Source organism: Oceanobacillus sp. FSL K6-0127 (assembly GCF_037983385.1).
GTDB classification, from domain to species: Bacteria; Bacillota; Bacilli; order Bacillales; family Amphibacillaceae; genus Oceanobacillus; species Oceanobacillus profundus.
The window spans coordinates 3,744,922-3,765,636 of sequence record NZ_CP150287.1 but is presented as its reverse complement, the minus strand read 5'-3'; the positions used below and the strand labels follow the sequence as shown (position 1 = coordinate 3,765,636).

The window sequence follows — 20,715 nt, the reverse complement described above, 5'->3', positions numbered from 1 at the left end:
CTAAAAAGGAGAAAAAAACAATGGATAAGATAGATACCTTAATTACAAATGCCAATATACTAACACTTGATGAGCAAAATAGTATTGCTCATTCATTAGCTATTACTGATGGTCGAATTATTGAAATATGGCAAGAATCAGAACCACCAGCTTCAGTCCGAATAACGTCAAATACTGAAGTTCTTAACTTAAAAGGAAAAACATTAATTCCTGGTTTCATCGACACACATAACCACATTCTAATGTACTCACTTAATAAAAATAAGGTTAATTGCAGTACACCACCGAATGAAAGTATTGATGATATATTACGACGAATTAAAGTGAAAGCGAATTCTACTCCACAAGGACAATGGTTGGAAGGATACGGTTATGATGATACACTTTTAAAAGAACAGAGACATCCAACAAGGGAAGAGCTAGACCAGATTGCACCTGATCACCCAGTATTTATTACGCATATTTCGAGTCATTTCGCAGCTGTCAATTCAAAGGCTTTGGAACTAGCTGGTGTTGACGAACAAATAAAGAACCCCCAGGGAGGCTTTTTTGGGCGTGATAAAAACGGACGTTTAGATGGTGTGCTTCATGAAATACCTGCGTTGGAATATGTTCAAAAAGTAATTCCAGTTCCCACGGTAGATGAGATGGTAGCGGCACTGGGAGAAGGCTCAAAGGATTATTTAGCCCAAGGGATTACAACAAATGCGGATGCCGGAGTAGGTTTGTTCCTTGGTGAATCAGAATTAGAAGCACATCTGATAGCAGCCCGACAAGGTATTAATCCAATGCATTCACAATTAATGATTATACACACACTTCTACGAGAGGGAGAAAAGTTTGGTAATTACACAGCAGAACAATTAAATGAAGAAATAATGAATGCATCTAACGGTAAAGCATGCCTGGACAGTGCAAAAATGTTTCAGGATGGATCCATCCAAGGCTTAACTGGTGCTCTAAGAGAACCTTATTATAATAATGCAGATGTTGTTGGAGAATTACTTCATTTTCAGGAAGCGTTTAACGAAGAAATATTAGACTTACACAAGCGAGGATTCCGTGTGACCATTCATGGCAATGGAGATCGAGCAATAGGATCCATTTTAGAAGGGTATGCTTTCGCTCAAGAAAAGTCACCAAGAGATGACCATCGTCACCGGATAGAGCATGTGCAAACGGCAACAATTGATGATCTTGACAATATGCAGAAACTCCGTGTAGCTGGTTCGGTTTTTATTAATCATGTCTATTACTGGGGGGACCGTCATAAGAGGCTTTTCCTTGGTCCAGAACGTTCTAGAAGAATTAGTCCGTTAGCGGATATTGTAAAACGAGATATTTTATTTGCATTACATTCCGATTGTCCAGTCACTCCGATTTCACCACTATTTTCTGTTTGGGCAGCTGTAAACCGCCTAACGAAAGAAGGGGAAGTGCTGGGACCTGAACAAAAAATCGATGTCGTAACGGCATTAAAATCAATGACCATTTATGGGGCATATATGAATTTTAGTGAAGATACTGTGGGAAGTATTGAAATAGGAAAACGTGCAGACTTTGCTGTATTAGATAAAGATCCAACAATCGTGGATCCACTTGAAATCAAAGATATCTCAGTGGAAGCAACACTAATTGACGGAAAAAAAGTATACGAAAAACAGGGCGCTTTGTTGGGATAAAACGCATTATCGAGCTTTTTATTATTACAATAAAATTGTAAACCACCGTAACAGATTTCTCTGATGCGGTGGTTTTTATAGGTTAGGAATATTTTAGGTCTAAGTATTAAAGCTATTAGATTTAAGGATGGCTTGGTTTGAAAGAACTATGATGATACATTTTCCAAATCGTCTTCCATATCAGCTGCTTCTTCTTTATCCTTAAAGTCTCCTAAAATCAAATGATCTAGCTCTGCCTTAGGGATTGCTCGAATATGTTTAAATTTAACTAGGAAAAAGAGGGCTCCTAGAATTAGCCAAACAAATAAAGCAATCCATGAAGGGGTGCTCAAAAATCCAGGTGAACCTGGTACGATTAACAATAGTAGGAATCCGGCACTGCTTAGGATACCTAATAGACATAGAAACTTTCTTCCGGGGGAGACAGTAGCGCGCTTGTTCCCGGCTGGATTTCGATCTGACCATTTGAATAATCGGTATGCAATAAAGCAAGTATAGAAGTATGCGATGGTGACTCCAAGTGCAGACATATCAACTACCCATAATAATGCTTCTCGCCCAAAGAAAGGTGCAAAAAGCGTGAATGCTAGTGTGAATAAAATACCAGCATGAGGGGTTTTATGGGAGCGGTGCAATTTTCCAAAAGCTGCAGGGATAACTTTTGCTCTCCCCATGGCAAACAATAAACGGCTGGCTGACATGTAGAATCCATTCAAACCTGTCATAATACCCATAATTAATGCAAACGATAATAAAATAACACCAATTGTTCCATAGGCATTTTCAACAATCATAGCGGTTCCCCAGACCGATCCTGCTTGAACAGCCTCCATCCATGGTTGACCAATTCCAGTTGCAATGACAGTCATTGAGTAAGTAAGAGCTGCAAAAACTAAGGCAATAACGATAATACGAAAAGCTTTTTTGGGGGAAAAGTTAAACTCTTCTGCAGCCTGTGGTATGTTGTCAAAACCAATATAAGCCCATGGTGCAATTGCAATTATTGCTGCTATCGATGCAATAGAACCGACTCCGGGCTGAAAGAGAGGTTGTAAATTGGAAAAGGAACTTGTAGGATGAATAATCATAGCGATGGTTAATAACAAAACTCCGCCAAATAAGCAGACGCAAAACACAAACTGACTAAATGCAGAAGAACTTGCACCCCGGATATTGACAAGGGCGAAAATAGCTAATGCAGCACAGGCTACAATAACTTCTCCGGTGTAAACCTCCCATCCGGCAATTGTATACATGTAACCTTGTTCTACAACCCTTGGGAAAACGAATTTTCCTAGAAGTGCTAGAGCAGAAGCATTAAGCGCAACAATTGCAACATATCCTAACGTTAGAAACCATCCACAAATAAAAGCATGATATCTACCTAAACCATAATAAGCGTATGCGAACCCTCCTCCAGTTACTGGCAGCTTTTCGATAAGAGAACTAAAGCTCACCCCGATAATAATCATAAGAATCGCACCAATTGAAAATCCAATAATTACCCCAAGTGGCCCAGCCATGGATAGCCAGTCTACTGGAAGCACAAAAGCTCCCCAACCAATGGCAGACCCAAATGCAATTGCCCAAACCCAATGTGGCTTCAAAGTTTTGTTTAATTGCTGACGTTCTTCCATATTTCATTCTCCCCTCTAATTGTAAGCGTTATCAATTAAGTTATATAAATTAAAGCATGTTGTGTTTTATTAATCAATAAATTTCAGAACTTTTAATCATTTAAATGTGTAATAGAAGTTATTGAGGAATTAAATAGTAATCAACCGCGTGAATGTTGAAGCTAGTGAAAAGTGATTTCCTTTGTACGAATACATACTATAAAACGGCTTTGCTTGTAATATGCAGTTTGTAACGAGACAATTGTATAGCTGAATCTTTACTGCACTTTTATTCATTGAAAGATGGTAAGCTATATAGTAAACGTCAGTAATTATGAAATTCATGTTATCAAATTGAAAAACAAAGGGTGGTTACAGGTGAGAAGCGTTCATAGTGATATTATTCAATTTCGCGGGAGTCATTACGATTATGGCTATATGCAAGGTGAGCATCTGAAGAATTCTCTAATTATTAAAAACAGACATCGCGATTGGAGATTGAGAAGACCACGGTTTACGATTGACGAAGCTGAAGCCAAACAAGCATTTATGCGGTTTGCACCAGGAATATGGGAAGAACTGCTTGGTCTACGAGATGCTCTTCAACAGCCGATGTCGATGATTCTTCGCGATTTCGGCAATTATCGTGTTCAACCAGACTATAGTGGCTGTTCGATTTTGACAGGGAAGGACTATATGATCCGAAATTATGATTATCATCCGAAAACCTATGAAGGGCGCTACAACCTATTCCAGCCGACCGATGGTGGATATGCTGTCATCGGACCTTCTCAACGTGTTACTGGTCGGATGGATGGCATGAATGAAAAAGGACTCGTAATGGGGTACAACTTCATGCATCGTAAAGATCCAGGCGATGGATTTATTTGTCATATGATTGGTAGAATTATTTTAGAGATGTGTGCGACTACAGAAGAAGCAATTGAGCTTGTGAAGGAGATACCACACCGGACTTCGTTTAGTTACATTGTGTTAGATGAAAAGGAAGAAACCTATGTAATTGAAGCAACGCCAAGGTCTGTTCAAGTACATCAATCGAATGTCTGTACGAATCACTTTGAGGTGCTCCAGCATGAAAATCGTCGTTTTATTGCAGAGTCACAAGAACGACTCAATGCAATCAACAACCAGAAAGCGCAAGCAACAGATGCATATAAAGCATTTCGACTGTTGAATGATACGGATAAAGGGGTGTTTGTAAGCAACTACAAAAGCTGGTCAGGTACATTACATACATCGGCATATTTTCCAAAAGAAAAACAGGCATGGATTGCACTTGGAGGAGATCAGGAGCCAGTAAAAATTGATTTTGAATCCTGGTTGAGTGGCAAAAATCTAGAACGGAGTAAAATCTTTGGGGAGATAGATACTAGCTCTGGATTTGCTCATATGGATGAAAATCCACGTTAATAGAATAAATAAATCTCTTCAATTTTAATCGCAAATATTACGGATAGTTGGGATAGTGTGAAGCATACCTACTATGTATAAACGGATAGGAAAAAGGGATTTCCCACTAAAAAAGTTCGTGGAAAATCCCTTTATACTTAACCTTCTGGATTGATGACCATCTCTACGCGGCGATTTTTACTTCTGCCATCTTCATCTTCATTTGATTCAATTGGAGCTGTCTCGCCATATCCTTCTGTATGAATTGTTAAATGGCTAATATCACCATGCTCCTCCAAATAATGAAAGACGGATTCAGCGCGTTCTAAAGATAAATTCAGATTATACGATGTCTCACCTTGATTATCCGTATGGCCATTGATATGAACAGTTGTCTCAGGCTCTAATTCTTCTAATTCAGCAAGAATCCCATCTAATGTCTCTTGCGAACTATCTTTTAATGTACTTTCATCAAAATCAAACAACAGATCATCAGGAACTTGCATCTTAATTTCTTCATCTGCGACAGTTAAATCCACTTTTTCTGGTGGTTCCATGTCTGGTATATCTAATTCAATAGTCTTTTCAAGATAACGTTTTCCATCATCAGTGGTTTGCAAAAGGTCTCCTTCCAACTTCCCAAAGTCTTCACCATAGGCTGCTAGAACATCATCCCAAGAATTTTGATCGGCATGGACTTGAATTGGGATATACATGCCTGGGCGCAATGATAGATAAGGTATTTTAAGTGCGAAGGAACCATCTGGATTTACATTGGTATAATCATAAGAAAATGGAACAATAACATCGTTCGCGTTCATTAAATCGCCACCCAACCATGTTCCTTCAAGTAGATTACTTTTTCCGTGTATATAGATGAATTTATGATCAGTAGTTACATCAACATTCATCCATATATTCGATTCTCCATAATCCGCAGGGAGTTCATTCCATTTGGGCGTTTCGATTGGGAGTGTGTACGGGATGTCCTTGTTTGCATCTAATAAAACGCTAGCCCTAACCTCATATTGATCGCTTTGTGATGTTTTATAACGTTGGGGTCCTGTAACTTGGTTGAAGTATACACCATAATGTTTTGTCGTATCCTCACCCAGAGAAGATAATCGGAAATCGATTATCGCATTTCCTTCATAGCCGGGATATTCAAAACGGAAAGAGCCATCCTTTTGTACCTCAGCATTCTTCATAAAAGCTGCAATCGGTAATGTACTATTTCCGGAAGAGCTAATAATCGAGCCTGGCAATAGGTTGCTTTGACCTTCTACAATGATTTGATCATCCTCTACTATCATTTCGCCCCCGATCCAAACCTTTAGGTTGCCAATATCTTCTTTATAATCTATTGGACTTTCTTTAGGTTCTTTCTGACCTTCCGTTTCTTTGGATTTGCTTTGTTCCTCACCAGAACCATTCTCTTTTGCTTTGGATGAATTCGGTTCCTCATTTGTAGTATCTTTGCAGCCTGCAAGAAAGATCAGTAAGACAAAAAATGCTATGTAAATGTAAGACCTTTTCAAATTCAGCTCACCTTCTCCATATTCATTTAGCTTATTGTAGGAAAATTATAAAATTGCCTCACTATAGATTACCATATTCAGATATGGAATAAAAGAGGCATTTGTAGTAAGGGAAGGGGGTATAATTACTTTACAATAATTGATGACGTACTAAATAAGAAGACCAGAAATGATGGCCTTCTTATTTTATACTTACTTTTTCTTCAACGTATGGAATTGTTAGTGGACCAAGTGGAAGAACAGCAATTGTCATCGTGTCACCATGCTTTTTCTTCAAATCTTCTATAGTTTGTTCAATGTTATTCGTAGGCTTTAGCATTGCATTTATTACTTGTTGATCGGATAGTTTAGAATAAACGTAAACATCAGCCCAAACTTGGATAACGGCTTGCTTCTGAACCTGCCACTGATCAAACATTTTAAATTCTGGATCATTAATCATATCCAGCAATTTTTGTGGACTTTCAGCCATGTCAAATATTTTTGCATAGTTGCCGTGATCAGGCAAACCATCCGAACATTCGGATGCGACAATAATAGAGCCGCCTTCCTTCACAATTTTATGTGCAGCACTCATTCCTTTTACAGCTTGATATAAATTCTGATCAAGCGGGTAGCCAGAATTGGATGTTATGACAACATCAAAGCGTTCATCACAACGGAACATTGCATGCTCTTTTGCAAATGCACACCCGAGATCATGTGATTCGTACAATTCCCCTGCAAACACATTTGTAATCTCTTTTTCTCGGTTCAATGTAACGTTTAACATGAAATCTGGTTTACATAGACTATTAATTTCACGAGTCATATCTTGGACTGGATTATTCTCCATGTTGCCCCACGTAGAAAGAGGGTCACCAATCATTCGGGCATTATGAAATGTCAAAATTGTTTCAATACCCGCGATCCCTGGCATGATACCTTTTGGACCTCCAGAAAACCCAGCAAAGAAATGTGGTTCAATAAAACCTGTTACAATTCGAAAATCTGATTCAACATATTCTTTATTAAGGTAGACATCACAACCAAATTTGCTTCTTCCAAGGTTAACAAGTGTATCCTTATCATGACATTGATTATTTATGATTCGAATATTGTCTACTACCCAATCTCCCAGCATCTGAACAAACTCTTCTCTTGTTTGGTCACGATGGGTTCCGGTTCCATTAATAATGACAAAGTTTTCTAATGGGACATGATTTAATTCCTCAATCAGCAGGGGGACGAGTATATGATTTGGTGTTGGTCTTGTAATATCACTTATTACAATGGATACCGTATCCGTTGATTTAACGGACTCTTTTAAAGATCCAGAACCAATTGGATGTCGCAATGCTTGTCGGATTGCTTCTTTTTCATTCTCAAGTTTTGGCAAATTTGTTGGCTCAATAAGGAAAGCGTTGTCCGGCAATTCTAATGAAATACCATGCTTTCCATATAACAGTTCTGTCTTCATGATGCATACCTCATTTCATTAATAATTTTTTTCTTATTTGTGCTGACGGGCAACAGGATCTACTCGTATTAAATCGTATACGACTAAATATCATATAGGATAGCGCTTTCTTTGATGTTAATCGTTGACTGCATGCCTCTCTTGGGTGCCCGAAGTTCTTTCAGCATTATTCAGACCAAGATCTTCCCGTGTACCATCAATTCCTCTTTTTCGTTGATATTTATCCATTAATATAACACCTATTGGACAGAGTAAGGAAGTAGTGATTGTGGATATCGAAATCTGAGCAGTAGCAATAGGGACAATGTTTTGGATTGCTTCTAGCTCTGCTTGTGTCATTGCTCCTGCGCCAACAGCTACAGCTGCTGCGGCTGCAATGGCGGCCGGTGTTGCAGCCGCATTTCCTGCTGTAGAAGCTTCTGAAATGGGTGCAATAAAGCTTTTTTCTTTAAATAATTTAAACATAAGAATTCCCATCCCAGCTGAGCAAACGAAAGTAAGTATCGCAAGTATCAAACCACCTGCAAGAACTGTTGGATTAAAGAAGTTTGCCAAATCCATACCTGCTCCTAGTGCAAATGCAAAAAATGGGATTGTAATCGATTCCCCTGGTTTTAAAAACTCTCGTATTTTCGGATCCCAGTTTCCTAAAAGCATACCAATCCCGATAGGTAATAAAACAGCTATAAATGATATCATTGGGAAAGCTGTACCTAATACACCAAGTGCAACTAACGTGAAGAACGGTCCATCATTGATTGCAAGGATAGAAAGCCCGCCGACATCAGACCTGTTTCCAAATTTACCTGTTAATGCTGCATACATTCCACTATTACTATTTGTCATTCCAGCAATAATTGCAAGCGTCGAAAGTCCGAACAAACCACTCATCGGGTCAAAAAAGTAACCCAAAGTCATCCCGACTGCAACTCCAGCAAAATATTTCGACCCAGTTAGGAGGACACCTTTTTTTAATGCCTTTCCACCAACTTTTAAATTCATTTGGCTTCCAACACAAAATAGAAATAAAGCAATTAATACAAGTGCGCTATCCTTAAACAGCTCCTGAGAGAAACCACCGATTTGTAAAAACTCGTAATAGCCTTCCTCCGTTTGGGGTGCACCGAGGAATTTTAAAACGTTCATTACTGCAGGTATATGCATTTGGTCAATTGTATTTAAAAAAGCTCCTAATAAAAGCGGAACGACCATAAGTCCTCCGGGTACTTTTTCTATCGTATCTTTTATGTTCATCAAATCGTTCCTCCTTTTGATATTTTTAAAAATAGGATTATAATATTAGCTTCAATGAATCAATTAACAGACTGGACCATTATCGTTATGTTACAGGAAGTCCATTCGCAGTAGTGTCGCTATTTGCTTTATTGTTATGGTTGTTAGAATAAAAGTAAGCTCGAACAACCTGTTCGGTACTTTGTTCTAATAATCCAGCTGCATTTGTAATTGATTCCTTTAAGGTCATTGGCTGATTGATTATGCTATGAATGCTCACAATACCAAATTCATGCAGTGCTTCAATGCCATTTCCGATTGAACCAGCTATAATAATTGTCGGAACATCCTGGCTTTTTGCGGCTTGCGCAACGCCGAGCGGAGTTTTGCCTGATGCGGTTTGTCCATCTACTTTACCTTCTCCGGTAATAACTAAATCTGTATTTGGCAAGAATTCGCTGAATTTACTGTACTCTAACACAACATCGATTCCTCGTTTAACCTTACATGGGAAGAAAGCTTGAAAGGCTCCTCCAATTCCTCCTGCTGCCCCTGCACCAGGCAGGTTGTGTAAGTGGATTCCTGTAAGCTTGGCAACATGATCGGCCCAATGGGTAAGATGTTGGTCAAGCGTTTCAACCATTTCTGGAGTTGCCCCTTTTTGTGGACCAAAAACAAAGGAGGCACCGTTTGGACCGATAAGCGGATTTTCTACATCAGAAGCAATTAAAAAGTTGCAAGCTTTAATACGCGAATCGAAAGAATCATCCTCTATTAAAGCGATCTTATTTAATTCACCACCACCATATCCGATTTCATTACCATCTTTAGTGCATAACTTTAATCCAAGTGCTTGGAGCATTCCAGCCCCGCCATCATTGGTTGCTGATCCACCGATGGCAATGATAAACGAAGTAAATCCATCATCCAACGCTTGTTTTATCAACTGGCCAGTTCCATATGTTGTTGCTTTTAAAGGAGAAAGCTGTTCATCCGTAAGAAGTGTAAGTCCTGATGCTGTTGCCATTTCAATGACACAGGTTTTCTTATCTCCTAAAACACCATAGGATGACTTCACTTCATCCCCTAAAGGTCCGATCACTGTGACGTTTCGTATCTCGCCTTTTGTCGCAGTGACAAGTGTTTCTAATGTCCCCTCGCCACCATCTGCAACAGGTAGCATCACTGTTTCCGCTTTTGGAAAAGCCTTTTTGATTCCTCTATCGATTGAATTAGCAGCATCAACCGCACGTAAACTCCCTTTAAATGAGTCTGGTGCTATAATAATTTTCACACAATCACATCCTGGTAAACGTTTTCATTATCTGTAGATTAAATTATACGAATCTTGACTAAAAATGTATATGGTTATACCATATGAAAAATAGGAAGTGAATCCGACATTTTTTGTACGTATCGACTAAAGGGGATGATGAATCATGGAAATGATAACAAAAGAAATTGCAAAGACAATCGTTAGAGAAACTTCTTTACGTTTAGGTCGTAACGTTAATATTATGGATATGGATGGAACTATTATTGCCACAAAGGATGAAAAAAGATTACATACGGTTCATGAAGGAGCAGTTGAGGTATTAAAAAACGGGAAATCCCTTACAATCTATTCACATCAGGATGAAGCATGGGAAGGAGCGCAACCGGGTATTAATTTACCAATTGTTTTCAAAGAGAGAATTATCGGAGTGATTGGGATAACAGGCAATCCAGATGAAATGGGAGATATTGCAGAATTAGTAAAGATGGCGACAGAGCTTATGATTAACCAAGAGTTTATTGCTTCACAGCTTGAATGGAAACAACGTACAAAAGAAATGATAATTGAACAACTGCTAAAACGTTCTCCTTCCTATGATGTAATGAATCGAGGACTAAGTATGCTGAAATTAGAACTTATTCCACCTTTCACAGCTATTGTCATTCGAATAGATGAACTTAAGATTCCCAAGCAGGATTTTATTCAGAGTTTGGAGAAGGTATTTGGTGAAACGTATGTAATAACAGGATTTATCAGTCTTAATCAAATCTTTATTGCAACAACGGGACTTGAAGAGAGGGACCTGCTGACTAACATCCAATCACTTGCACGGCTTTTAAAGAAGCTAAAAATAAAATTTAGAATGTCTTATAGCTTAATGTTTCACGAATTGCAACAATTAAACAAAGCCTACTCTGATTGTAAGCTTGCCTTAAGGATAGGCGATCCTAAAACAGAGATTATTTCATTTGCTCAATTAGAAGTGAGGGCATTATTGTATCAAATTGATAAGTCTGTTGGAAAAAGGTTCTCTAACAGAATATTGCAATGTGTGGACAAAACAAAAGCAGGAACGTTAGAGGCGTTTTTTGCAAATGATTTGAATATCCAAAAAACGGCTGATGCGTTATTTTTGCATCGTAATACGCTAATTTATCGGATAAATAAGATTGCTAATGAGACAGGTTATGATCCGAGGAAGTTTAATGATGCATTAATATTACAGGTTGCTTTGTGGATTTATGAACAGGAGTAAAAAGAGCTTAACTTCTGGAAAGTATAGCACAAAATAAAAAGTGGATATTTCTTTGCATTAGCCGGTTTCGTATAAAATACTTAAAACCGGCAGCAGAAAGAATTTATCCAGAGCTTTTAACATAAATTTTAAACAATACCTTTCGAATCAGTGCCCCAACACCTAACCCAATTGGAAGAAATAATATAGGCAGCCACATCGGTCCAATGTATACACCAAATATTGTAAGTGTGGGAGAAAAAATTAAGCCTACTGTAACAAAATAGGCTGAAAATACAAGGGGGAGGTAAGCGAAAGGTTTTTCACCACCTCCGGCATCTTTATAAGCATCCCAGATAGCAAAGAAATATAAACAGGGGTAAAACATCAGCCATAAATAATTTGTCTGTGCAATGGCCTCTTCGATTTTCATATTAAAGCTAAGTACAATAATGGTGTTAAAATTCCCCATTACATTAACTAAAAACTCTAATCCAATTAGTACGAAACCTTTCATATATTTACGATTTAAAAGTTGACCGAATCCTGGTAAAGCAATACTCCACAGAAGTACTTCAAGTTTTTTACTTTTTAAATCTGCCCTTTTTTCCATTTTTAACCTACTTAGCTAACCCTTTTCGATCAGCTGCCATTGGTGGTTGCTCCATCCAGCCATTTTCAATCATAATAGAAGCACCGTCATTTGCATAATTAGCTATTTCTACCATTAAACGGCTGTATTGAACCGCTATATCGTGTCTGGGACTTAAGGACATAGACATTCCATATTGGCCAATACCAGATGCAATTAACGACGATGTTAAAACCATCATGAACTTATCTGAAAAAGGAGGGTCAGTAGATTCAGTTACTTCTGGAGTCAGCAAGATTGTACCGTCTGATAAATAGCTATTGCTTAAAATAGAGTTAAAAACTTCTATATGTTTTTTGGATATTTCACGGCCTCTTTCAAAATACTTTCGTACATCCTTTGACTGGGCAACTTGACTAAAACCGGTCATAACAGCTTGCCCCAGTGAATTTCTTCGTGCATTGAACACTAGATTTGTTATTTCGGACCCTAATAATGGGCGTCTGTCTGTCAGCCATCCTGCAGTGAAGCTTTCCTTTTTAACAAAGTCAATTTGACTGGGAGTCGGTATGTGTGGCGCACGGATATGGATACCTATCTCTTTTGAAAATTCTTTTGTTTTCATGTGCAGTTCTTCAGAGTCTGATAAACAATCAGCGTAGAATTGCAGTAAATCACTTCTGACAGCAGTCGTCAAAGAGGCGACATGACTAGCTAAATTGACAACGGTCATATTGAATACAAAAGCAAGATAAAGCTTATCAGAGAATAGACGGGGTGCATTTAAATTTACGTCTTTCTCTGTAAACCCCTGTGGAACTGGATAATCCTCTTTCCTGAAAAAGTCGGTTGTTTTTTCAAGCTGCTGTTCTGATAATGTGAGTGCATTTTCAATTATGCTGCGGATATCTTCATTATCGACATGCATTAAAAAATACTTTAAACCACATATGGCCATTGAATTACTTTGATAGCCAGCCCATAAAGTTGAAATCTCTGGAGCCGTTAATTTAATGTTATCATGATTTCCCATACGTATTTATTCCTCTCATAAAGTGTTCGCTCATTTTCTTCCGTTAGTTTCTGACTAATAATATTATTTATGCACGGATATAAGCTATTTCTTGTTTCGGCTTTAAGAGAGTTATAAAGATTTCACATCCAACGTTTGAATAAATCGAATAAAAGCTCGTACAATGTTCATTTGTAATGCATCTTCATGATAATACATCCATGTTTTTCTTATCATTGGCTCTCCAGATGGTAGCATAATTGGTTTTATAAAAAGTTCTGTATAAGGACGAACAACTAAATTTGCGATAATCGCATAGCCTAGTCCGTTTACAATCATTTCTTTACAGGTTTCTACTTGATTAACTTGAATGGTAATATTAGCCCTTTGTGAATAGTTATGGAACCACCATTCATCCACCATGCTTTTCATATGCTCGTCAGTGCGGTAATCAATCCGTGGCATTCGTGGCAGTTCCTCCCACTTGAAATCCCATGGAGATGCAATACATACTTCTTCTTCGTATAAAAGCTCTTTGTTTTCTTTCCATGGATAGTCCCCTTTAATAAAGCTAATATGCACCTCATTGTTTAAAATTAGTCGATGCATTTCACTACTCCACCCGGTTACCATTTGACACTCAACATTTGGATATTCTTTTTTAAAAAGACGTAATAATTTCGGCATCTTATTTAATGCAAAAAAATTCGAAACACCAACTCGTAACGTACCTGTTACTTGATTTTTCATGTTATTAATTTTCTCTTCAATCTTCCGTTGTTCCCGAAGCATATTTTGTGCATGCTGTGCTAAATGCTCTCCTTCAGGTGTGAATGTAACACCTCTGCGCTTTCGGAGAATGAGCTGTACACCGTAGTGCTCTTCTAATTTTTGAATCCTTGATGTTAATGTGGGCTGTGATAAAAAAAGATGCTCTGCTGCTTTTGTAATATTTTCAGTAGAATATAGTGCAGCCAGCATTTCCCAATCTTGATAGTTCATCCTTAATCGCCTCACTTTTATGAGCTATAGAAAAAATCAATGGCTAATTATTAATATTATATATTTTTATAATTTTCAATTCAATATTATAATGAAATTGGAAATGGTTTGAAAGCGCTGTCTGTTTGGTGAGCCGAATTGTTCGTCATAGTATTTTCTGAGATTTTAAAAAAGCTAGGGGGATATTCATGGAAACAAAAGCAAAATATGTGCCAGGTCTGGAAGGGGTAATTGCAGCAGAGACGTCCATTTCGTTTCTTGATGTGGAGAAGGAACAAATCATTATTCAAGGCTATGATCTGATTGAGCTATCGAAACGTAAAGATTATGCTGAAATCGTGCATCTCTTATTAGAAGGGGAACTGCCAACAGCAGCTGAGAAAGCGAAGTTAGAAGAGATATTGAAGGATTATTATGATGTGCCTTCAAATGTGATGGATGTACTTCGATTATTGCCGGAGCAAACACATCCAATGGATGGGATGCGTACTGGTTTGTCTGTTTTAGCAGGATTCGATGAGGCGATTGAAGATCGAACATTGCCAGCTAATAAAAAACGAGCTTATCAATTGCTGGGTCAGCTTCCGACGATAACGGTGAATAGTCACCGGATAATAAATGGACAAGAATCGGTTTATCCACTTCAGGATTTATCCTACAGCGCAAATTTTTTGTACATGATTACTGGTGAAAAGCCTTCTGAGTTAGAAGTAGAAATTTTTGACCGTTTGCTTCTATTGTATAGTGAGCACGAAATGCCGAATTCTACATTTGCTGCACGTGTGATTGCGTCCACGAACTCGGATATCTATGGAGCGTTAACCGGGGCAATTGCTTCTTTAAAAGGAAATTTACATGGCGGGGCAAACGAAGCTGTGATGTATATGTTAAATGAAGTAAAAACCGTATCAGAATTTGAAGAACTGCTACTGAAGAAATTACAAAAGAAAGAAAAGATTATGGGGTTCGGTCATCGTGTATATATGAAAAAAATGGATCCAAGAGCATTGATTACGAAAGAAGCATTAAGGCAGCTATGTGAAAAAGACGGGGATTATCTGTTGCTTGAAATGTGTGAGGCAGGCGAAAAGGTTATGGAGAAAGAAAAAGGACTTTATCCAAATCTTGACTACTATGCAGCACCAGTTTATTGGAAACTGGGAATCCCAATCCCACTATATACGCCAATCTTTTTTAGTGCGAGAACAGCAGGACTGGCAGCACATGTCATTGAACAGCATGAAAATAATCGATTGTTCCGGCCGCGAGTTAATTACACTGGCGCACGGCATGTTTGATAAACAAAAAAAAGAATGTAAGGGAAAGGATGCTTATCATGTTACAAACGGATACTTATAAAAAGACAGATGCATTAATAGAGGAAATTGTAGATTACGTTTTGAATAAAGATATAACGAGTGAAGAAGCATATTCAACAGCCCACCATGTACTAATCGATACATTAGGATGCGGAATTCTTGCACTTGATTATCCAGAGTGTACGAAGCTGCTCGGACCAGTTGTTCCTGGTACAGTTGTTCCAAATGGTGTGCGCGTGCCTGGGACATCTCATGTACTTGATCCAATTCAGGGAGCATTTAATATTGGAACAATGATTCGCTGGCTTGACTATAACGATACGTGGCTTGCTGCAGAGTGGGGACACCCCTCAGACAACTTAGGTGGAATTTTAGCAGTTGCTGATTATCTCAGTCAAGTTAGAATTCAGAAGGGGAAAGAGCCGCTAAAGGTGGAAGATGTACTGGAAATGATGATTAAGGCACATGAAATTCAAGGTGTGCTTGCGTTAGAAAATAGCTTGAATCGTGTAGGACTTGATCACGTTCTATATGTAAAAATAGCAACAACAGCTGTTGTAACAAAAATGCTTGGTGGTGGACGTGAAGAAATCACGAATGCATTGACAAATGCCTGGATTGATAATTCAAGCTTACGTACGTATCGTCACGCTCCGAATACTGGTTCACGGAAGTCTTGGGCTGCTGGAGACGCGACAAGCAGGGCAGTACGCTTAGCTCTGATGGCAATGAAAGGAGAAATGGGCTATCCGACAGCATTAAGCGCACCTGGCTGGGGATTCCAAGACGTACTATTTAACAAGCAGGAATTAGTTCTTAGTCAGCCGCTCGACAGTTACGTAATGGAAAATGTGTTGTTTAAAGTTTCCTTCCCAGCTGAATTCCATGCACAAACAGCAGCCGAAGCAGCGGTAAAGCTTCATCCTGAAGTAGTCAATCGTATAGGTGAGATTGATAAAATTACAATTACAACGCATGAATCAGCGATTCGGATTATTGATAAAAAGGGTCCGCTCAATAACCCGGCCGATCGTGATCACTGCTTGCAGTATATTACAGCAATTGGACTTTTAGAAGGAGATATTCGCGCTGAGCACTATGAGGATGATTTTGCTGCAAATCCAATTATTGACGGGTTGCGCGATAAAATGGTCGTTGTAGAAAATAAATCCTATACAGAGGATTATCTTAATCCGAGCAAGCGCTCGATTGCAAATGCGGTGCAGGTACATTTTACGGATGGCACAGTGACGGAAAATGTAGAGCGAGAATATCCATTAGGACATCGGTTCCGTAGAGATGAAGCAATACCTAAAATCATTGAGAAGTATGCAGCAAACCTTGCTACACATTACACGGAAAAACAGCGTAAGAAAATTGAAGAAGTTAGCTATGACTACAACAAGCTAGCAAAAATGAATGTCAATGAATTTGTAGAGTTATTTATTGCGCAATAAAGGGCTGTAATCCCCTAAAACAATATGCGTAAGGAAAAGAATAAGGCAAGATGGGATAAACATCCTGTGAATTTCTGTTTATATTTAACGAGAGGGAGGAACGTTTATGGCATGGATTGTAGACCAACAATCGACTCAGAAGGAATTAGCTGATCGGTTTAAAGAACAGATGCTTACCGATAACATTTTACAAATACCTGGTGCGCATGATGCAATGGCAGCATTAATCGCAAAGGATGCAGGATTTTCCGTTTTATATTTATCAGGTGGAGCTTACACAGCAAGCAGAGGATTACCTGATCTCGGAATTGTTACATCAACAGAAGTGGCAGAACGTGCAAGAGACCTTGTCAGGGCAACAAATTTACCCGTCTTAGTTGATATCGATACAGGCTTTGGCGGTGTGTTAAATGTTGCTCGAACTGCTCGCGAAATGGTAGAAGCGAATGTTGCCGCAGTGCAAATTGAAGATCAACAGTTACCGAAGAAATGCGGTCATTTAAATGGAAAGCAGCTTGTAACGACGGAAGAAATGGTACAAAAAATCAAAGCTATTAAAGAAGTAGCACCTTCGTTAATCATTGTAGCAAGAACAGATGCAAGAGCAGTAGAGGGAATAGATGCTGCTGTAGAGCGTTCCCAGAGTTATATACAAGCTGGTGCAGATGCAATATTCCCAGAGGCATTACAAACCGATGAAGAATTTCGTCTTTTTGCGAAAAAATTAGACGTTCCATTACTTGCAAACATGACAGAGTTTGGTAAAACTCCATTTATTACAGCAGAGGAGTTTCAAAACATGGGCTTTCGGATGGTAATCTACCCAGTTACATCTTTAAGAGTAGCAGCGAAAGCATATGAACGAATCTTTAACTTAATTAAAGAGCAAGGCTCCCAAGCAGATGGTGTGTTTAATATGCAAACCAGAAAAGAGCTCTATAAAACCATTTCCTACGATGATTTCGAAGAATTGGATAATACAATTTCGAAGACGGTATTAGAGGATTAGATTTTGTTGGCACAAAAGGTGTGGAATCAATTTGGATTCCATGCCTTTTTGATTTGCTAGCTATCATTGAATTCATTATGAAACGTTCAACTATTTTGTTTTTTAGATACATTGGACGGTTTGGCTAATAAATATGGAATATTATTACTAAATGCATAATCAATAAATGTCGAATAATAATTTATTAATATTTTTAGCAAGGTATAGTATATTTTCTGTGATTTAGATGAAAGGGATTGGACAGATTGTAACATAACCAACTAATAATTTTTACAATGTGATTAATGCAATCGCTTACAACAAAAACTATAATTATAAATATTCTATTAATTAGAACAAAATGAAAGGAGGAAAGACCAGAAAGTGTATCGCAAGTATAAAGACCTTTGATCTGGGCTGGTTCTAAGAAGGTATAGAAAACCTTGATCCAAAAGAACGAAGGAGTGTAAATAATGACAACGAATAATTATAATGAACTTCCTACCAACCTTCCGGTACCACTTGATGATGGTGCATGTAATGATTTAAAAGGTAAAAAGATACCATCAGTTGAATTAACCTCTACAACTGGTCACATTGTAGACCTATCAGAAATTAGGGGGAAACTTGTTTTATATTTTTATCCAATGACAGGTAATCCACGGGAAAGTCTCCCAAATGGATGGGATCAAATCCCAGGGGCAAGAGGGTGTACACCACAAGCTTGTTCCTTTCGAGATCACTATAAGGAATTACAAGAACTTAATACACAAGTATTTGGTGTAAGTACGCAGAGTTCAGAATATCAAAAGGAAGCAGTTGAACGGCTTCATTTACCTTTCGAACTATTAAGTGATTCAAAATTGACCTTATCAAATTCTCTAAACCTGCCACTATTTGAGGTGGATTCTATGTCACTTAATAAAAGAGTTACAATTATCATTCAAGATGGAACAATTGAAAAAGTATTTTATCCTGTTTTTCCTCCAGATAAAAATATAGACGAAGTAATAGAATATCTATCTTCTAATTGAAGAAAAGTAATTATACGGTAACGTTGTAGGATGATAGAACAATGAACAATATGCTGTTTTGTACTTCTGGCACCCTTCACCTAGTTAGATCTTAATTAAATTTCAATCCAAGGAGGTACTACTATGAAAGCTACATTTAAACTTCCAAAAACAAAAAAAGGTTGGTTTGGTGTAAGTCTAATAGCTATTATTATTCTGTTAGGAGGCTGGCCAATTATAAATATTTTTAATCAAGAAATTATTGTATTTGGGCTACCTTTAATTATGGTCTGGTCTATTTTGATTATCTTCTTAACAACTTTCTCCATGGCATTCATTAATAAGATTGGAGGGGTAGATTGATGATTGAATACATACCCTTCATAATAACCGTTGCTTATATATTCATAGCTGTTATTTTGGGGTTTTTTGCTGGAAAAGGGAAAAACATGGATAACGTGGAAGAGTGGGGTGTTGGCAGCAGGAGTATGGGTCCAATCATGATGTACCTATTAATAGGGGCAGGTGGAGTAAGTGCTTATACGTTTATGGGTTCTCCTGGGTGGGCATATTCAAAGGGAGTCCCTGCGCTATATGTTGTCGTTTATTTAACGTATATGGCAATACTTGCTTGGTATTTTGGGCCGAAAGTTTGGGAATTAGGTAAAAAATACAATCATGTCACCCAATCCACTGCCATATCCGATCGTTATGAAAGTAAAGTATTAGGTGGTATAGCATCTATTGTTACTTCAATTGGTGTCTTAGCATATGCAGTAATTCAAACAACTGGTGCAGCTTATATTTTAAATGTCATGAGTTATGGATTAATTCCTACTTGGGTTGGGGTCTTTTTATCACTAGGTGCAATTTCAATCTATCTATATAAAAGTGGGCTTAAAGCAATCGGTGTAACAAACGCATTTCAAGGGGCGTTAATGTTGTTCGTGTCCTTCTTTGTTGGATTATGGGCAACCAAGCAATTCACTGGTGGTTATTCATTTGCACCAATTTTTGAGCGTGTAAAAGAGGATATTCCACAGTTTCTAACACTTCCTGGGGCGTTGGGTGATATGAATGCTACTTTTTGGACAACATCGATTTTAATATCTTTCTTTTCCATTTGGCAAACACATTGGATCCAGTGGATGGGAGCTGATTCAAAAAAATCTATCAGAAGATCTGCAACTTTACTACCGACATTTTATGTTGTACTAGTTCCAATGATCGTTGTAGGCTTTATTGGGGTCTTCATGTATCCTAATATCGGCACACCAGATCAAGTTGCTATTCAACTTGCAGTTGATACAATGCCTGCAGTTGTAGCCGGTCTATTAGGTGCTGGAACGCTTGCTGCTGCAATGTCCTCTAGTGAACCTTGTGTTCATGCAACTGCACTTAGTTATAGTAAAGATGTATTGCAACCCCTTTTTAAATGGAATGAGGAAACAACAGGGAAATGGACAAGACGATTAATTTTCCCAATTATGGCATTTATTATTGCGCCAATTTCTATTCTGGAACCTGCAAGTCTAGTATATATTCTACTAATTGGATATGGATTTATTGCACAGGCATTCCCAGCAATTATTGGTATTTTTCTATGGCCAAGAGCGACCAAACACGGTGCTTTCTGGGGGATATTAGCAGGTTTCATTATAACTGTTATCTTTTCATTTGTAATTCCTCATCCATTAGATATACATGCTGGTATTTGGGGATTAGCTGCAAACACTGTAATCTTTGTTGTTGCTTCATTTATGACTCAACCCGTATCTAAAGAGACAATTGAACGTTTCTTTCCTGACATGGTTGATGAACTCTACGAGGATGAAGCATCACCATCATTACGTGTTGAAATAAAATAAATACTACAGGAGGGTC

17 protein-coding genes are annotated in these 20,715 nt (G+C 38.1%); 9 read left to right on the top strand and 8 right to left on the bottom strand.

Annotation, left to right across the window (positions count from 1 at the left end):
- The first annotated feature begins 20 nt into the window (after positions 1–20).
- Positions 21–1,682 (top strand): amidohydrolase, encoded by a 1,662-nt coding sequence (locus MHH64_RS18460; RefSeq protein ID WP_340002161.1) that lies wholly within the window; start codon positions 21–23, stop codon positions 1,680–1,682.
- 146 nt (positions 1,683–1,828) lie between these two features.
- Here the strand turns inward: MHH64_RS18460 and MHH64_RS18455 are convergent, their stop codons facing one another.
- Positions 1,829–3,319 carry an APC family permease gene (locus MHH64_RS18455; RefSeq protein ID WP_340002160.1) on the bottom strand — a complete coding sequence of 497 codons (1,491 nt, stop codon included), beginning with the start codon at positions 3,317–3,319 and terminating at the stop codon, positions 1,829–1,831.
- A 357-nt stretch (positions 3,320–3,676) separates the two neighbouring features.
- On the opposite strand from MHH64_RS18455, the gene MHH64_RS18450 reads away from it, so the two are divergent.
- Positions 3,677–4,729 (top strand): C45 family peptidase, encoded by a 1,053-nt coding sequence (locus MHH64_RS18450; protein WP_340002159.1) that lies wholly within the window; start codon positions 3,677–3,679, stop codon positions 4,727–4,729.
- Positions 4,730–4,866: 137 nt separating this feature from the next.
- Here MHH64_RS18450 and MHH64_RS18445 read toward each other — a convergent pair whose 3' ends face one another.
- The 4 genes from MHH64_RS18445 to MHH64_RS18430 all read right to left on the bottom strand — a co-directional run bounded on the left by MHH64_RS18445 (position 4,867) and on the right by MHH64_RS18430 (position 10,232).
- Positions 4,867–6,246 carry an OmpA family protein gene (locus tag MHH64_RS18445; RefSeq protein WP_340002158.1) on the bottom strand — a complete coding sequence of 460 codons (1,380 nt, stop codon included), beginning with the start codon at positions 6,244–6,246 and terminating at the stop codon, positions 4,867–4,869.
- Positions 6,247–6,427: 181 nt separating this feature from the next.
- On the bottom strand, positions 6,428–7,705 hold the full coding sequence (gene larA / locus MHH64_RS18440) for a nickel-dependent lactate racemase (protein ID WP_340002157.1): 1,278 nt from the start codon (positions 7,703–7,705) through the stop codon (positions 6,428–6,430).
- Between the two features lie 117 nt (positions 7,706–7,822).
- On the bottom strand, positions 7,823–8,959 hold the full coding sequence (locus MHH64_RS18435) for a 2-keto-3-deoxygluconate permease (RefSeq protein ID WP_340002156.1): 1,137 nt from the start codon (positions 8,957–8,959) through the stop codon (positions 7,823–7,825).
- Between the two features lie 85 nt (positions 8,960–9,044).
- Positions 9,045–10,232, bottom strand: a complete 1,188-nt coding sequence (locus MHH64_RS18430; protein ID WP_095311014.1) for a glycerate kinase — start codon at positions 10,230–10,232, stop codon at positions 9,045–9,047.
- Positions 10,233–10,377: 145 nt separating this feature from the next.
- Here MHH64_RS18430 and MHH64_RS18425 point away from each other — a divergent pair, with 145 nt between their 5' ends.
- Positions 10,378–11,469: a sugar diacid recognition domain-containing protein gene (locus MHH64_RS18425; protein WP_251659327.1), complete on the top strand. Its 1,092-nt coding sequence runs from the start codon at positions 10,378–10,380 to the stop codon at positions 11,467–11,469.
- Between the two features lie 103 nt (positions 11,470–11,572).
- Here MHH64_RS18425 and MHH64_RS18420 read toward each other — a convergent pair whose 3' ends face one another.
- From MHH64_RS18420 to MHH64_RS18410, 3 genes are all read right to left on the bottom strand, one after another.
- Positions 11,573–12,061 carry a hypothetical protein gene (locus tag MHH64_RS18420; protein ID WP_095311010.1) on the bottom strand — a complete coding sequence of 163 codons (489 nt, stop codon included), beginning with the start codon at positions 12,059–12,061 and terminating at the stop codon, positions 11,573–11,575.
- A 7-nt stretch (positions 12,062–12,068) separates the two neighbouring features.
- Positions 12,069–13,073 (bottom strand): DUF3231 family protein, encoded by a 1,005-nt coding sequence (locus tag MHH64_RS18415; RefSeq protein ID WP_303447526.1) that lies wholly within the window; start codon positions 13,071–13,073, stop codon positions 12,069–12,071.
- Positions 13,074–13,184: 111 nt separating this feature from the next.
- Positions 13,185–14,054, bottom strand: a complete 870-nt coding sequence (locus MHH64_RS18410) for a LysR family transcriptional regulator (RefSeq protein WP_095311006.1) — start codon at positions 14,052–14,054, stop codon at positions 13,185–13,187.
- A gap of 188 nt (positions 14,055–14,242) precedes the next feature.
- On the opposite strand from MHH64_RS18410, the gene mmgD reads away from it, so the two are divergent.
- The 6 genes from mmgD (at position 14,243) to MHH64_RS18380 (ending at position 20,699) form a co-directional block, all read left to right on the top strand.
- The gene (gene mmgD, locus MHH64_RS18405; RefSeq protein WP_340002155.1) at positions 14,243–15,352 is read left to right on the top strand and encodes a citrate synthase; all 1,110 of its coding nucleotides are present in this window, start codon (positions 14,243–14,245) and stop codon (positions 15,350–15,352) included.
- 38 nt (positions 15,353–15,390) lie between these two features.
- On the top strand, positions 15,391–16,830 hold the full coding sequence (locus MHH64_RS18400; RefSeq protein WP_340002154.1) for a bifunctional 2-methylcitrate dehydratase/aconitate hydratase: 1,440 nt from the start codon (positions 15,391–15,393) through the stop codon (positions 16,828–16,830).
- A 106-nt stretch (positions 16,831–16,936) separates the two neighbouring features.
- On the top strand, positions 16,937–17,839 hold the full coding sequence (gene prpB / locus MHH64_RS18395; protein ID WP_118889799.1) for a methylisocitrate lyase: 903 nt from the start codon (positions 16,937–16,939) through the stop codon (positions 17,837–17,839).
- 452 nt (positions 17,840–18,291) lie between these two features.
- Positions 18,292–18,852: a peroxiredoxin gene (locus tag MHH64_RS18390; protein WP_340002153.1), complete on the top strand. Its 561-nt coding sequence runs from the start codon at positions 18,292–18,294 to the stop codon at positions 18,850–18,852.
- A gap of 123 nt (positions 18,853–18,975) precedes the next feature.
- A complete protein-coding gene (locus MHH64_RS18385) occupies positions 18,976–19,194 on the top strand; it encodes a hypothetical protein (protein ID WP_095310970.1) in 219 nt (72 codons plus the stop codon).
- Positions 19,194–20,699 (top strand): sodium:solute symporter family protein, encoded by a 1,506-nt coding sequence (locus MHH64_RS18380; RefSeq protein WP_303447530.1) that lies wholly within the window; start codon positions 19,194–19,196, stop codon positions 20,697–20,699. The genes MHH64_RS18385 and MHH64_RS18380 overlap by 1 nt, the downstream gene beginning before the upstream one ends.
- The last annotated feature ends 16 nt before the right edge of the window (positions 20,700–20,715 follow it).